The following is a 14,256-nucleotide window of genomic DNA, read 5'->3' on the forward strand; positions in this document are numbered from 1 at the left end:
TGAAGGAAGAAGAAAGAAAAGAATGGCTGACGAAAAGAACGCCCATCAATCTAGCATGAATATGGATGTTCTTGCTGACATGATCTCTCTCGCTGATAAACAAGATATCTCCGGCGAGATGATGAGAACTCATCAGGAAAAAAATAATACCCGGGTTGAAAAGCAGGCAGATTCCCTGAAGGGTAGTGAATCTGCAGTATCGGCAGCATCGCGTCGTAAAAACTCATCGCGCGCTAAGAAAGTTGCTGAACCCACGCCCGAAGACGCTGTTGCGGCTGGGTTAACGGATTTACGCAATCAGAAGGCTAAGCATGCCCCTGCACCAAGGAAGACTGTGGCTGCGGCCTCTGCCGAAGAAGTAGCGAACACTCTTGATACTCTTTTTACCCAAGCCAACGAGTCTGCAGCATCAGCTGATGAAACTATGCCCCAACCCAAATCTCAGAAAACTGAAACCCGCGATTCTTCTGCCGAAAACCTTGCCTCTCCCGAAGTGGACACTGAGGTGTCCGAACTTGCCGAACAGGCTGAGGTAGCAGAGCCTGTCTCTGATAGCCGTGAAGAAGCCCAGACTGAAGAAGCTGCTCAAGAAGATAAGACAGCCATTATATCTTCGGAAGAAAACACCGAAGAAGCTGAAGAACCTCATACCATCCAGTCAGAGGAATTAGTGGCAGAGAACGATGAAGACTCTGAGCCTCAAGCGACCTACGACGCTGAAGAGGATGAAGCTGAGACTTCTGAGCCGACAGACGAAGAGAGCGCTGCCAGCACATTCGAAGATGAAGAGTCAGACGAAGAGGAAACGGCGGAGCCAGCAAAAACTTTGCGTGACGTACAGAATGAGAAGATTGCGCAGTTGCGCGAATCGGTGCGCCCGGGCGCTATGCCTCTATTCTATTCGCCCGAACCCACTGAGCTTTCTGAGCTTGCTTCTGCGGTTGCTGTGGAGCGTGAGCGTTTGCGTGCCGAGCGTTTGGAACAAGAGCGCCGCGACCGTATGGAGCGCCGTCGTGAAGAGGCAGCAGCTGAAGCTGAGGTGACGAGTCACCGCCGTCGCCGTCGCCGTCGTGGAACCGAAGATATAGAAATTGAAGGTAACGCCGACGATGAGGTTGAGACCGTTACCAAGGTCCGCACTCCTCGCCTTGCAGATTCTCATGCTTCTGACACCGTGACTGGCGTGCGTGGTTCTACCCGTCTTGAAGCTAAACGTGCGCGCCGCCGCGAGTCCCGGTCGCTGGGTCGCCGTCGTCACATCGTGACCGAGGCAGAGTTTTTGGCGCGTCGCGAGTCAGTAGATCGTCAGATGCTTGTGCGCCAAAAAGAGGGGCGCATTCAGATTGGAGTTCTCGAAGACGGCGTGCTGGCAGAGCACTTTGTCTCTAAAACCCAGCAGGATTCCTTGATTGGGAACGTTTACCTTGGCAAAGTGCAGAATGTTCTTCCGTCCATGGAGGCAGCATTCGTCGATATTGGGCGCGGTCGTAACGCTGTTCTCTATGCGGGTGAAGTGAACTGGGATGTTACCGGTCTTGACGGTGCACCCCGCAAGATCGAGAATGCACTTAAACCGGGCGATTCCGTGCTGGTGCAGGTGACCAAAGACCCAATCGGTCATAAGGGCGCGCGTTTGACGAGTCAGGTTTCGCTTCCCGGTCGCTTCCTGGTGTATGTTCCCGGTGGCTCAATGACCGGTATTTCGCGTAAGCTCCCCGATACTGAGCGTGCACGCCTCAAAAAGATTTTGAAGGATAAGCTGCCCGATGGCGCGGGTGTGATTGTGCGTACTGCAGCGGAAGGCGCGTCCGAAGAAGAGTTGACCCACGATATTAATCGCTTGCGCGCGCAGTGGGAAGAGATTCAGGAAAAAGCGAATTCCCGCAAGGTGCTTGCCCCCGAAATGCTCTATCAGGAACCTGACCTGATGATTAAGACCGTGCGCGATGTCTTCAACGAGGATTTCACCTCTATGATCGTGCAGGGCCAGAGCGCATGGGACTCTATTGAGGCCTACGTGACCTATGTTGCTCCTGATCTGCTCTCACGCCTGCAGAAGTGGGAGGACGAAGATGATCTTTTCGACCATTACCGCATTAATGAGCAGCTGGCGAAGGCACTAGACCGCAAGGTATATCTTCCTTCGGGGGGTTCCTTGGTGATCGACCGTACCGAAGCTATGACCGTGGTAGATGTTAACACCGGTAAATTTACCGGTAGCGGCGGTAACCTTGAAGAGACCGTCACCAAGAATAACTTGGAGGCGGCAGAGGAGATCGTGCGTCAGCTGCGTCTGCGTGATATTGGCGGCATTATTGTTATCGACTTTATTGATATGGTGCTTGAATCAAACCGTGATCTTGTGCTGCGTCGTCTGATCGAGTGTCTGGGGCGTGACCGCACTAAGCACCAGGTTGCTGAAGTAACCTCGCTGGGTCTTGTGCAGATGACCCGTAAACGTTTGGGAACAGGTCTTCTTGAGGTCTTCTCTGAGCAATGTGACTCATGCGGTGGCCGTGGTTTGCTGGTGCACGATCAGCCGTTAAGCGGACGTTCCGGCGGTGCCTCCGATTTCATTCACCGTCAAGAGCGCACCGAACGTAAGCGTTCACGAGCGGCTTCGCGCAATAATACCCGTGATGCCGCTGATGGCGTGGACTCAGAGAAGGACGAGAAGAAGGCAGAGCGCCGCAACGCTATGGCCTCTATTGCTGCAGCCTTGCACTCGGCTGACGAGCTTGAAGCTGAGGACCAAGCAAACCGTAAGAAGCGTAAACGTCGTAAGCGCTCTCGTCGTACCGAAACTACCGAGCTTTCGCTGGAGCAGGAGATTCAAGGCATCAAAGCGGGAGCGAAGGCACACCGCGAAGTCTCATCCCGTGAGGACAAGGTTGCTGAGGTAACCGAGACCGATTGGATTGGTGAGCAGGGTGACTTCACATTGGAACAGCTTGCTGGGGCATTCGATCGTGATTTGAACCCAGAACATGATGCTCGGTTTACCCGCGAGTCTTCCCGTTCGGAGGCTATCCGCGCTGGAGAGGCGAAGGCTCGTGCCTCACAAAAGGCTGGCCGCATTACCCGCAGCGAGAGCGGTGGATTTAAGTCAAATCAAGGTGACCAGTCTTCAGCAGAGCAGAAGTCGCCTCGCGCCGAGCGTGAGAATCTGCAGGTTGAAGATGTGCACGAGAGCCCACGTAAGCGCCGCCGTTCGCGCCGTTCCTCTGAGAAGGAGCGTTCAGGTCGAGGGCAGGAGCAACGTGCGGAAGAGTCAGCTTCGACCCCCCGTGTAAGCGGTGTTATTGGCGGTGCGCCGCGTGTGTCCGGTGTGATTACCCCCGGCGGATCTGCCTCTAACTCGGTTGAGACTCAGAATGATAAAGATGGTTCTCAGCAGAAGATAGCTGCGCCAGCTGCTTCATCTGCACCGCGTAAACGTCGCTCCCGTCGAGCCGCTTCGTCGGCGGGAGCGCAGTCGAAGGTCGTGACGGTGGACGCCACCGAGTCGGCTCACGGTTCGGTCGTGGCTTCGGCTTCTGTGGCAGATGCGAAAGCACCCGTCGAATCTGAGGCTCCGACTCTCTTCGGTATCGGTGTTTCTGCTGCAGATATTAAGCGGGTTGGTAAGGAAGGCTAACCGTATATGATTCCTTGCCGTAGATGATGAATATAACGTTGGCAATGCAGGACTAGAAGCTGTATTGCCAACGTTATTTTATAGTTTAGGGATACAATTGCGCATGACCCCGCGCATACAGTATCCTTAACGATTGGTATTTATCTCAGTGAAGCCCTATCGACGCAGGGTCAGCGGGAGATACCGCTTCTGGTTTTTCCCATAGTGAGGACTTCCGGAAGACACCACCGGCAGACCGAGCGCGCATCCAACTGGGCAATCCCACAAGGAGCGCGGGTCGCATCCACTCCTTATTACTCGCCAAGAGAGATAAGATACCCGTGGAGCGCACAGCAATGAAAGCGTAGGCTGTCTGCACGTGTGAGATACGAAGAAGCAAGATGTCGAGAAAAGTGAGTCCCAAAGTGGCATACGCGATTGTACGCGCTGGCGGCCGCCAGGAAAAAGTCTCTGTCGGAGACAAAATTACCCTTGACCGTGTTGCAGGTGAACCCGGTAGCACCATCGAGCTGCCCGTACTGCTGCTCGTTGACGGTGACAAGATCACCGCTGACGCAAAGTCCCTGGCTTCCGCCAAGGTAACTGCTGAAAAGATTGAAGACCTGCGCGGTCCGAAGATCGTTATTCAGAAGTACAAGAACAAGACCGGTTACAAGAAGCGTCAGGGCTTCCGCGCTGAGCTGACCACCGTTAAGATCACCGCAATCAACGCGTAATCTTAACCACCGGATACAAACCTTAAGGTAGGAAAACAGAATGGCACATAAGAAGGGCGCAAGCTCCACCCGCAACGGTCGTGACTCGAACCCCCAGTACCTCGGTGTTAAGCGCTTCGGCGGTCAGACCGTCAATGCAGGCGAGATCCTTGTTCGTCAGCGCGGCACCCATTTCCACCCCGGCCTGAATGTTGGTCGCGGTGGCGACGATACTCTGTTCGCTTTGGCAGCAGGCACCGTCGAATTCGGTACCCGCAAGGGCCGCAAGGTCGTTAACATCCTGGCAGCAGCTGAGTAAAACTCGCTCACGCTAGGAAGAGGGGGTAGGCGAAAGTCTACCCCCTCTTACCATAAGATTTTCCGCATCTACTTGAGGATGCGCCCCTCGCCAAGCTCAAGCAATCTCGTGTATTTCAGGCTTGTGCGAACCAGGAATTTACCAGAAGGAGAGCACCCGTGGCAGAATTCGTGGACCGCGTGGTCCTGCATATATCCGGTGGTCACGGAGGCAACGGATGTGTCTCTGTACGTCGAGAAAAATTCAAGCCTCTCGGCGGCCCCAACGGCGGTAACGGCGGTAACGGCGGGGACGTGATTTTGCGTGTTGATAACCAAACCACCACACTATTGGAGTATCATCACAGCCCGCACCAACACGCTCCCAATGGAGATATCGGCCGCGGCGATATGCACCACGGCTACAACGGCGAAGACCTAGTGCTTACCGTACCTCAGGGAACCGTCGTCAAAGATCGTGACGGCAACGTGCTTGCCGATCTGCTGCATGTGGGTGACGAATATACTGCTGCACGAGGTGGCCAGGGCGGTCTTGGAAACGCTGCGTTAGCATCCACTAAACGTAAAGCACCCGGCTTCGCACTCCTCGGTATTCCGGGGGAAGAAACCGATATTGTCCTAGAACTCAAATCCATTGCAGATATTGCGCTTGATGGGTACCCAACAGCCGGTAAATCTTCGCTGATTGCTGCTATCTCTGCGGCTCGGCCTAAAATCGCTGACTATCCTTTTACCACTCTTATCCCAAACTTGGGTGTTGTGCAGGCAGGTGATGTTCGGTACACCGTTGCGGATGTTCCCGGTCTGATTGAGGGAGCTTCCGAGGGTAAAGGGCTTGGCCACCGCTTCTTACGTCACGTTGAACGTTCCTCCGCACTAGTGCATGTGATTGACTGTGCCACTTTAGAACCCGGGCGTGACCCCATCAGCGACTTTGAAGTTATTCGTGGTGAGCTAGAAAACTATGCGGTAGACCCCACCGCTGGGGTAACTGTGCCGCTCAATGATCGTCCCCAGATTATTGTTCTCAACAAAATTGATGTGCCTGAAGCGCGTGAACTTGCCGATTTCGTGCGACCTGAATTTGAGAACATGGGGTACAAAGTTTTTGAAATTTCGACGGCGTCCCATGAAGGGCTTAAACCGCTCATCTTTGCAATGGCAAACCTTGTGGAAGAAGACCGTCAGAAGCGTGTTACTCAAGAAGATAATTCTACGATTGAAGCCCCAGTTATTCGCCCCCAGGGCTTCCGCTCCAAGAAAAAACAAGAATTTATTATTCGCCGCGAAGAACGTAATTTGGAGCCGCTCTTTCGGGTTATTGGGGAGAAACCGGAGCGTTGGATTCAGCAGACCGATTTCAATAATGATGAAGCTGTTGGTTACCTGGCGGATCGCCTGGCAAAACTGGGGGTTGAGGACGAACTCTTTAAATCCGGTGCCCGTGCCGGAGATGCCGTGGTTATCGGTGAAAATGATAACTCCGTGGTCTTTGACTGGGAACCCACTATGGTAGGCGGCGCTGAACTTCTGTCTTCCCCTCGTGGTACTGACTCTCGCCTCGAAGAGATTATTCGCCCCACCCGAGCCCAAAAACGTGAGGAATATAAGGAACGCATGGATGCAAAAGCAGAGGCTCGCGCCGAGCTTGAGCAAGAGCGCGTTGCGGGTGTGTGGACTGAATCGGTGGAATATCGCCGTAAGCTCAAGGAAAAAGGTAAAGCTGAAGGTATTAATATGCCTGAGGCCAAGCAATAGCCCGGTAAGCCGGGGAATTAGGCAGCCTGACGACGTGGAAGATGTCTCAACTATCACGCATAAATAGGCCCGTCGTTTCGCGTATTTTCGCCCCTAACCGGTAGCATAGAGAGTAGCTTAACCATCGAAAGGAAGCACACACATGAACTCGGTTGTCCTAGCAGCTCACGGTGCTGAGCACACTGCGGGAATGCTTAACGGCATCCCGACCTATGTTTACGGCATCGTTGCTGCCGTCGTATTTACCGTTCTGCTGCTTGTTACTCTCTCGTACAGCGGACGCGGTATTGTACGGCCCGATCACACACCGGAGCTCATGGAGGGTGACGAAGCACAGGCACTGCGTAGCTATAGCGAGAAGCATAACCGCTAGTCGCTAAGGAAAGTATCGTGACTTTTCAAGCTCTGCGGCCCAGCCTTGAGTCGATTCCGTCGCGAACTCCTGGGCGTGTACGTCTAGGAGTTATGGGCGGCACCTTTGACCCTATTCACCACGGGCATTTAGTAGCCGCCAGCGAGGTTGCGGCGGTGTTTGATCTTGACGAAGTAGTATTCGTACCGACTGGTCAGCCGTGGCAAAAGACGGGGGAGAGGCACGTGAGCGATCCCGAGCATCGTTATCTTATGACGGTGATTGCGACTGCATCTAATCCACGATTTACGGTAAGCCGGATAGATATAGATCGTGGCGGCGCAACGTATACCTTTGATACCCTTAATGAACTACGTGCTCTGCGACCCGATGCAGATCTTTTCTTCATCACCGGTGCAGACGCGATTAGCCAGATCATGACGTGGCGTAATGCTCATAAGCTGTGGGAGTTGGCTAACTTTGTGGGAGTGACCCGTCCGGGACACGAGCTTGATCCTCCGTTAGGCGAAGGACGGCAGATTACCACACTTGAAATTCCCGCGATGGCAATATCGTCAACCGATATTCGCCAACGCGCCTCTAAGGGTGCCCCTATCTGGTATTTGGTTCCTGATGGCGTGGTGCAGTACATCAATAAGTATCGGTTGTATTCTCCTGAGGATGCTGCCACGCACTACGGCGGCGGGCTGCCTCGCCAGAAAGACTCAACAGATATTCAACCAACTAGTGAAGACAAAGTAATGGAACAAGAGGTTTTACATGGCTGAAGCTAAGGGCAAAGAAGAGAAGCCCTACAGCGAGGGAGACGCGTACCTCTACGAAACATACGTGACTGAGGACGGCATTGAGGTGCCGCCTCCCACGCGTGTGATGGGTCCGCGCCGTCTAGCACGTTATCGCGAAGACGTGGCGAACTATCTGCGCGCTATGGGTCGTGGCGAGCGTCCTAACCCTGTTGAGAATATGGGGTCTTTGGCAAATACCCACGATATAGATCCGCGCGTTCTTGCAGTACAGCGTCGTTTTGCTGCACTCGCTACTCAGGGGTCTATTAAGCTGAATGCGAATGATGAAGAGAAACTGCATGAACCTGAGCCGCTAACCAGCACTATGCGTGCTCTTCGCCCGGAAGAGGTTAAAGCTAATAAGCCTGCGCCAGCTGCTGCACCTGCTGCGCCTCCGGTGCCTGCTCCTCAGCCACAGCCGGAAGATTCCCTGCTTCAGGATTCCCTCCATGTGGAGGCAGACGATTTGACGTTCACCTCGTCAATTCCGATTATTTCTCCTGATACTTCCCCGAAGATGCACCAGTACATGGTGCGTGATGAGCCTGTTGTCGAGGGTGAAGATACTGAGATCGTTGAGACAGAGGATCAAACTGTTTCCTCGCAGGCTCGCCCGGCAACTGCACCGCAGCCTACGGTAAAACCCAGTGACTCTAAAGCTCAGCAAAGCCGTCATACAGCTGATGCGCAGAATGAAGCCGATGAGAACCGCATTAATGTTGCTCCTGTGCCGTTGAACCTTCCTTCACCCATCCGCGCGATGGATGCTCAGGGACTTGACCTGTCGGTTCTGGACGAAAAATCTCAGCAAGATAGCGCATCCGCTCAAGCTGGTTCGGCATCTAAGGCGCAAAGCGATGCCCCTGCAAAGAGCTCAGCGCAGCGTGCTCAGACTGGTGCGCTTCCTGCGCAGAAAGCGGCAAAGAGCGGCTCTGCTAAACGGCAGCCGTCGGCAACCGGTACCGTTCCTAAGATTCCTGCCCGTACTGGATCTATGCCTAAGGTCTCGGATCGTACCGGATCAACCCCCAAGGTTTCTGAGCAGAAAGACGCAGCTCCGAAGGTTGTAAACCCCTGGAATACTGTCCGTTTACAGAATCCGATGGGCGCAGATTCACCATCGCAGGTGTCCGATCGTACCGGATCAACCCCCAAGGTCTCACCGCGTACCGGGTCTGTATCGCGGGTGTCTTCTTCGCGTACTGGGTCTGTGCCTAAGGTACCTAATCGTACCGGTTCGATGTCGAAGGTCTCGGATCGTACCGGTTCGACCCCGAAGGTTTCCGAGCGTACAGGCGCCACCCCGAAGGTGAACACCCGTACAGGTTCTGTCTCGCAGGTATCTTCTTCGCGTACTGGGTCTGTGCCTAAGGTACCTAATCGTACCGGTTCGATGTCGAAGGTCTCGGATCGTACCGGTTCGACCCCGAAGGTTTCCGAGCGTACAGGCGCCACCCCGAAGGTAAACGCGCGTACTGGTTCGCTCTCGCAGGTGAAGAAGTCTGATTCTACACCCGCTAAATCTCCGGCAACAGGTTCTACCTCTGCTGTTAAGCCATCGCCTCAGAATAAGGATGCAAAGCCTGTTGCACCTTCGAAGAATAAGCCAGGCTTTGATAAAGCTCTAAACGATGGCAAGAACCTGACGTCAGACCAAGCAACTGAACTCGCACAGCGTGTGTCTGCACGTACAGAAAAGGCGATGACCTCCTCAATTGCGAAGGTTAACGCTGCTAAGTCTCCTCGTAGGCTTGGAAATACTGCAAGTATGAAACAGGTTCCTGCAACGAATACGGATGAAACAGTGTCAAAGTACGAATCCATTGAGACAAGCGAAAATAAGTCCTTGTCCCTGCTGTCCTGGATCGTAATTATCGGGTGCATTATCCTAGCTATTCTGGGTGTGTACATGTTTATTTCCAATCAAAGGTAACGATTGGCATTAAACGTTTGCTTGCTTTGGCGCCTGTCTGTCAGAGAAACCTGGCGGCAAGAAAGGAAAAAATGACTGCTGCACAGTCCTCTTGTGAGGCTCTGCGCATTGCCGCCCGAGCGGCGGAAGAAAAACAAGGAACCCAGCTTTTTGCGGTGGATGCTTCTGACGCTATGGGGCTGATTGATGGTTTCTTGGTAGTTTCGGCACATAATGAGCGCCTCGTCAATGCGGTTGCTGATGAAATTGAGGATGCGCTTCGAGAACAGGCTGATTTGAAGCCTGTACGCCGAGAAGGACGTGCATCTGGTCGTTGGATTCTCCTAGATTTTGGGGACATCGTAGTGCATGTTCAGCATGAAGAGGATCGCGAGTTCTATGCTCTGGATCGTTTGTGGGCGCAGGCTCCGCGTATTGAACTAGGTGTTACCCATGAAGTTCCGTTTGATCTAGAAGGCGAAAGCGAAGAGGAAGCATCTCGGGTCGTTCCTGCTGACGAGTAACAATTTTGTTGCATCATGTGGGGCACCGCTGAGGCATACCAGAATTTGGTATCTTCGGCGGTGCTCTGCATTTTATGTCTGTCACAGTGCGAGAACTTGCATGCCTAGCAGAAAGATGTGTATTATGTTTTCTGTTGCTAAGGCAATGCAAAACTACATGAGGGGATATGGCGCAGCTGGTAGCGCACCTGCATGGCATGCAGGGGGTCAGGGGTTCGAGTCCCCTTATCTCCACTATTGACCGTCTGCTCCGAAAGGACTGGGCGGTATTTTATTATTTTTTCTAACAGTACATGGTGCTTTCACATGAATGTACCTTTGGCGCGTAATAGTATTTGTCCCTTACACGAAATAATAGTGCGAAGAGATAAGAGGGGTATGGCGATTACCCCGAACAATACATTTAAAAACCTAGCTAAGATTCTAAAAAGAGTTTAAAGAATATGCTCCTTCATCCAGGAAAGAGAGGGGGTATGCATCTTATTGAGAGCTCCTATGTTGAAGTGCACGATCGACTATTGTCATAACGAAGCGCTTAGGCACCACACGGGTTACAAATCGCGCCACAATGGCGTTCCCTACTCCATCCACAAAACTGGGTTTCGTGGTTTTTAGAATACGCAACGTGTTGTCTAACAGCTGATGGACAGAGCGTATTTTTCCGACTGCTGCAGATTCACCGGCGATTTCAAAGAATGAGGTATCGGTGGGGCCGGGACAGACCGCAAGTACACGGATGCCGTCTTTTCGGGTTTCGGACCAGAGCGCTTCAGTAAAGGAAAGTACGAATGCTTTGGTTGCGCCGTACACCGCCATATGGGGCAGCGGCTGAAAGGCAGCAGTCGAAGCAATGTTGATGATGGTTCCGTTTTTGCGTTCACGCATGGCGGGCAGATACCGAGCCGTCAGACCTGTTAACGTGAGGCAGTTAAGGCGTACTTCTTGTTCCAGACGCTCAGGGCTCTCATCAGCGACGTCACCGGAGGTTCCAAACCCTGCATTATTGACAAGCACATCAATCTCTAACCCGGCACGGTTCGTTTCTTCCCAGAGCCGCTCAGCCGCATCGGGCTCGGATAGGTCGAGAGCAAAGACGGTGACTCGAATACCATGCTGAGACTTGAACTCCTCGGCGAGCTTATTGAGCTTATCCTGGCTGCGCGCGACGAGTACGAGATCTTGTTTTTGGGCAGCGTAGCGACGTGCAAATTCTTCTCCGATGCCCGAGGAAGCACCAGTAATTAATGTAGCCATGATTCTCCTTTCGTAATTTTCGTATCAATGTCAAAGCTACAATATACGGTCGTGCTAAAGACCTGCAGGACACGAAAAACTACCTGAAAGCAGAATTTGCCCTAGCCCTTGAGAAGAGGAAAGGGGAATACACCTATGAACAGATGGAATAGTTAAGCCATATTTGGAGTATTTAAGACGTAAAAGCTAAACTTCAAGAAGCTAGGGAATGGGCGGAATCTTGCCACCGCGAAGATGCATGAAGTTTCTACGCTCAAGAACCTTACGCCGTGTACTAGGAAAATATCATCCGTCAGGAGGGAACTCATGCATTCACCTATACCGAGCTACCTTGACGAAGTCCTCCAAAGCGTTGCGGCCGATAGAACGGGTGTACTTGCGAATTATATTCCTGAACTTGCCGAGGTTGATCCTGAACGTCTTGGCGCCTCTATAGCTATGGTCGATGGGGAACTCTATGCTTCCGGCGATACTGATTCGCTATTTACCATTCAATCCATCTCAAAGCCTTTCGTGTATGCCTTAGCCCTTGCTGATCGCGGGTTTGAGAGAGTCTTAGACAAAGTGGGAGTTGAACCGTCCGGGGAGCCCTTCAACGAGATCTCCCTTGAAGATAGCTCTGGTCGTCCGCTAAACCCCATGATTAACGCCGGCGCAATTACCACGCATTCTTTAGTCGGTACAGAAACAATGAATCCGGCAGAGCGTATGGAACGTGTGATTTCTGGGCTCTCTGCCTTCGCTGGCCGCTCCCTTGATGTTGATGAAGCGGTGTACTCGTCTGAAATCGAGCACGCGCATCGTAACCTAGCGATCGCTCATATGCTTCGCAGCCACGATATTCTCACAGAGAACCCCACCGGCGTGGTCGAAGGCTATACCCGTCAATGCTCTTTGCTGGTAACTGTGCAGGATTTGGCGATGATGGCGGCAACTCTGGCAAACTACGGAATTCAACCCGTTACCGGGGAACAGGTAGTACCTAAAACAGTGGTGCGCCAGGTACTGAGTGTTATGTTCACCTGCGGTATGTATAACGCGGCAGGGGACTGGGCAACGCAGGTCGGAATTCCTGCTAAAAGTGGGGTAGGCGGGGGAATTATTGGTGCCGTACCAGGTCAGCTGGGACTAGCAACATTTTCACCACGCCTAGATGTACATGGCAACAGCGTGCGCGGTGTATCTCTCTTCGAACGGTTTTCCTCGGATATGGGCATGCACGTTATGAACATACCCACCGTTGCTCGATCCGCAATACGAGCTAACTACCGAATAGGCTCCGGTGAGAAAATAACCCAGGTAATTCAACTGCAGGGCAGAATTAGATTTGCCGGTGCAGAGCGAGTTATCCGTGAAATTGTTGATACACACTACACGGGAACACGCATAGCGCTTGATGTTACCCGAGTTTATTCTGTGGATGAGGTCGCCCAGCATATGCTTCTAGAAATTATGAGAAGAATGAGACACGAGGGATACACCGTATATCTGATTGATCAAGATGACACTATTACAAATCTTGAAGCCCTGAGAACTATGGATGTTGCCGTATTGGGCAGCATTGACGAACTCGAAAACTACTAGTCTTTGAGAATTCATAAGGTGTCATGATGAAACGTATTGCTATTTTAGGCCGCGGTGGTGCCGGCAAAAGTACCCTGGCTTCCTACCTTGCTACCCGCTATAAACTGCCTATTTTCGAGCTAGACCAGTATTTCTGGGATGAAGACCTTACACCTACTCCAGTAGATCAGTGGAATGTTATTCATCAGCAGATCATCTCTGAGCCTGAATGGATTATAGACGGTGATTTAGGTGTATATGACACCAAACTACTTGAACGGCTCAAGGCAGCAGATACGGTTATTCTCTTAGACTTTAGCGCTCGCGTATGCGGTATGCGTGCGTTACGGCGCTCCCCGGAGAACCTAGAATTTTGGAAATGGATTCTGCGCTATAGGCGCGACAGCTTGCCGCGTATTATGGCGGCATGCGCGCATCCAGAAGTACAAGCCCATATATACCGGTTCTGTGCTCCTGCCGAGCTCGATAATTTTCTCGAAAACCTTCGATAGCAAGAATATTATGCTGAATTTTGTGAGGCTTCTAGGGAAAATCTGATGATCTTCTGGAGAAGACATTCGTTATAACATCAGAGATAAAAACTTCATAATGATGAACCTGTTCTAAGAAACATATGTCAAGATACGACTCCATTGGGAATTTCTCAAATATAAAAACACGGAGTATTAGAGACCATAAGTTTAGGCTAAACTAGTACAGAGAGCTATGGTAGCTCTCCATGAGGATTTATTCACCACTCATTCATGAGGAACAAATGTATATGAGAAACCACATTGTCGCGGTGGCGCTTATTGGTGCCGTGTTGTTTACCGGATGCTCCGGCAATAATGCCCGCAAAGAACAAACCCCTTCTTCATCCCCATCAATCTCTGCGACGGCCTCTACGAGCACCTTTGCAAGCCCTACGGCTTCCATAACTCCGTCACCAACCCCTACTCCAACTACCTCTCCCACTATTTCTGAAGTAACGCCAGAACCAGCTGCCACTGCTGACGCTGAACAGCATGAGGATGTTGTCGAGGTACCTCTTGATGACGCCTCTACTTCTGCCCCTCAGCCCGAGGCAGCTCAACAACCTTCTCCGGTTCAACAGCAACAGGATCCCGTGCAGCAGCAACCTGTTGCACCCGTGCCTGCGCAGACTTCGGCGCAGCAGCGGCATATTGCCCCGGTTCCAGAACAGCCTGCGCCTGTAAATAACGGTGGTGGTGTCTATTACAAAAATTGTGCTGCTGCACGGGCGGCAGGGGTTGCGCCTTTATACCGCGGACAGCCGGGGTATGGAACTCATCTTGATTCAGATGGTGATGGTATCGCTTGCGAACCTAAAAAGAAATAAATCCTAATAGTTACGTTATAAAAAGTTGGGTGGGAACGTTCCCACCCAACTTTATAAGTTATGTAAAAGCACTATGC

The 14,256-nt window shown here is 52.1% G+C and carries 12 protein-coding genes and 1 tRNA gene; 12 read left to right on the forward strand and 1 reads right to left on the reverse strand.

Annotation, left to right across the window (positions count from 1 at the left end):
* Positions 1-22: 22 nt before the first annotated feature.
* The 9 genes from HMPREF2958_RS08390 (at position 23) to HMPREF2958_RS08430 (ending at position 10,236) form a co-directional block, all read left to right on the forward strand.
* Positions 23-3,637 (forward strand): Rne/Rng family ribonuclease, encoded by a 3,615-nt coding sequence (locus HMPREF2958_RS08390; RefSeq protein ID WP_070697650.1) that lies wholly within the window; start codon positions 23-25, stop codon positions 3,635-3,637.
* Positions 3,638-4,041: 404 nt separating this feature from the next.
* The gene (gene rplU / locus HMPREF2958_RS08395; RefSeq protein WP_006887214.1) at positions 4,042-4,353 is read left to right on the forward strand and encodes a 50S ribosomal protein L21; all 312 of its coding nucleotides are present in this window, start codon (positions 4,042-4,044) and stop codon (positions 4,351-4,353) included.
* Between the two features lie 40 nt (positions 4,354-4,393).
* On the forward strand, positions 4,394-4,651 hold the full coding sequence (rpmA, locus tag HMPREF2958_RS08400; RefSeq protein WP_004004819.1) for a 50S ribosomal protein L27: 258 nt from the start codon (positions 4,394-4,396) through the stop codon (positions 4,649-4,651).
* Between the two features lie 158 nt (positions 4,652-4,809).
* A complete protein-coding gene (gene obgE, locus HMPREF2958_RS08405; RefSeq protein ID WP_070697651.1) occupies positions 4,810-6,408 on the forward strand; it encodes a GTPase ObgE in 1,599 nt (532 codons plus the stop codon).
* A 142-nt stretch (positions 6,409-6,550) separates the two neighbouring features.
* Positions 6,551-6,781 (forward strand): hypothetical protein, encoded by a 231-nt coding sequence (locus HMPREF2958_RS08410; protein WP_004004816.1) that lies wholly within the window; start codon positions 6,551-6,553, stop codon positions 6,779-6,781.
* 17 nt (positions 6,782-6,798) lie between these two features.
* Complete coding sequence (gene nadD / locus HMPREF2958_RS08415; protein WP_037230975.1) at positions 6,799-7,548, forward strand: nicotinate-nucleotide adenylyltransferase; 750 nt, start codon at positions 6,799-6,801, stop codon at positions 7,546-7,548.
* Positions 7,541-9,499 carry a hypothetical protein gene (locus HMPREF2958_RS08420; protein WP_070697652.1) on the forward strand — a complete coding sequence of 653 codons (1,959 nt, stop codon included), beginning with the start codon at positions 7,541-7,543 and terminating at the stop codon, positions 9,497-9,499. The genes nadD and HMPREF2958_RS08420 overlap by 8 nt, the downstream gene beginning before the upstream one ends.
* A 71-nt stretch (positions 9,500-9,570) precedes the next feature.
* The gene (rsfS, locus tag HMPREF2958_RS08425) at positions 9,571-10,002 is read left to right on the forward strand and encodes a ribosome silencing factor (protein ID WP_070534971.1); all 432 of its coding nucleotides are present in this window, start codon (positions 9,571-9,573) and stop codon (positions 10,000-10,002) included.
* 161 nt (positions 10,003-10,163) lie between these two features.
* A tRNA-Ala gene (locus HMPREF2958_RS08430) sits at positions 10,164-10,236 on the forward strand.
* Positions 10,237-10,482: 246 nt separating this feature from the next.
* On the opposite strand, the gene HMPREF2958_RS08435 is transcribed toward HMPREF2958_RS08430, so the two are convergent.
* On the reverse strand, positions 10,483-11,256 hold the full coding sequence (locus HMPREF2958_RS08435) for an SDR family NAD(P)-dependent oxidoreductase (RefSeq protein ID WP_070697653.1): 774 nt from the start codon (positions 11,254-11,256) through the stop codon (positions 10,483-10,485).
* 306 nt (positions 11,257-11,562) lie between these two features.
* Between HMPREF2958_RS08435 and HMPREF2958_RS08440 the strand changes: the two genes are divergently transcribed.
* The 3 genes from HMPREF2958_RS08440 to HMPREF2958_RS08450 all read left to right on the forward strand — a co-directional run bounded on the left by HMPREF2958_RS08440 (position 11,563) and on the right by HMPREF2958_RS08450 (position 14,179).
* Positions 11,563-12,840 (forward strand): glutaminase, encoded by a 1,278-nt coding sequence (locus HMPREF2958_RS08440; RefSeq protein ID WP_070697654.1) that lies wholly within the window; start codon positions 11,563-11,565, stop codon positions 12,838-12,840.
* Positions 12,841-12,863: 23 nt separating this feature from the next.
* Positions 12,864-13,331 carry a P-loop NTPase family protein gene (locus tag HMPREF2958_RS08445; protein ID WP_004004809.1) on the forward strand — a complete coding sequence of 156 codons (468 nt, stop codon included), beginning with the start codon at positions 12,864-12,866 and terminating at the stop codon, positions 13,329-13,331.
* 269 nt (positions 13,332-13,600) lie between these two features.
* Positions 13,601-14,179 carry an excalibur calcium-binding domain-containing protein gene (locus HMPREF2958_RS08450; RefSeq protein WP_070697842.1) on the forward strand — a complete coding sequence of 193 codons (579 nt, stop codon included), beginning with the start codon at positions 13,601-13,603 and terminating at the stop codon, positions 14,177-14,179.
* Positions 14,180-14,256 lie beyond the last annotated feature (77 nt).

It is taken from the genome of Rothia sp. HMSC036D11 (assembly GCF_001814205.1).
Taxonomy (GTDB): domain Bacteria; phylum Actinomycetota; class Actinomycetes; order Actinomycetales; family Micrococcaceae; genus Rothia; species Rothia dentocariosa.

Coding starts and splice junctions, on each gene's coding strand:
- HMPREF2958_RS08390 (WP_070697650.1), top strand. CDS start 23: ATGGCTGACGAAAAGAACGCCCATCAATCTAGCATGAATATGGATGTT.
- rpmA (WP_004004819.1), top strand. CDS start 4,394: ATGGCACATAAGAAGGGCGCAAGCTCCACCCGCAACGGTCGTGACTCG.
- HMPREF2958_RS08410 (WP_004004816.1), top strand. CDS start 6,551: ATGAACTCGGTTGTCCTAGCAGCTCACGGTGCTGAGCACACTGCGGGA.
- HMPREF2958_RS08420 (WP_070697652.1), top strand. CDS start 7,541: ATGGCTGAAGCTAAGGGCAAAGAAGAGAAGCCCTACAGCGAGGGAGAC.
- rsfS (WP_070534971.1), top strand. CDS start 9,571: ATGACTGCTGCACAGTCCTCTTGTGAGGCTCTGCGCATTGCCGCCCGA.
- HMPREF2958_RS08435 (WP_070697653.1), bottom strand. CDS start 11,256: ATGGCTACATTAATTACTGGTGCTTCCTCGGGCATCGGAGAAGAATTT.
- HMPREF2958_RS08440 (WP_070697654.1), top strand. CDS start 11,563: ATGCATTCACCTATACCGAGCTACCTTGACGAAGTCCTCCAAAGCGTT.
- HMPREF2958_RS08445 (WP_004004809.1), top strand. CDS start 12,864: ATGATGAAACGTATTGCTATTTTAGGCCGCGGTGGTGCCGGCAAAAGT.
- HMPREF2958_RS08450 (WP_070697842.1), top strand. CDS start 13,601: ATGAGAAACCACATTGTCGCGGTGGCGCTTATTGGTGCCGTGTTGTTT.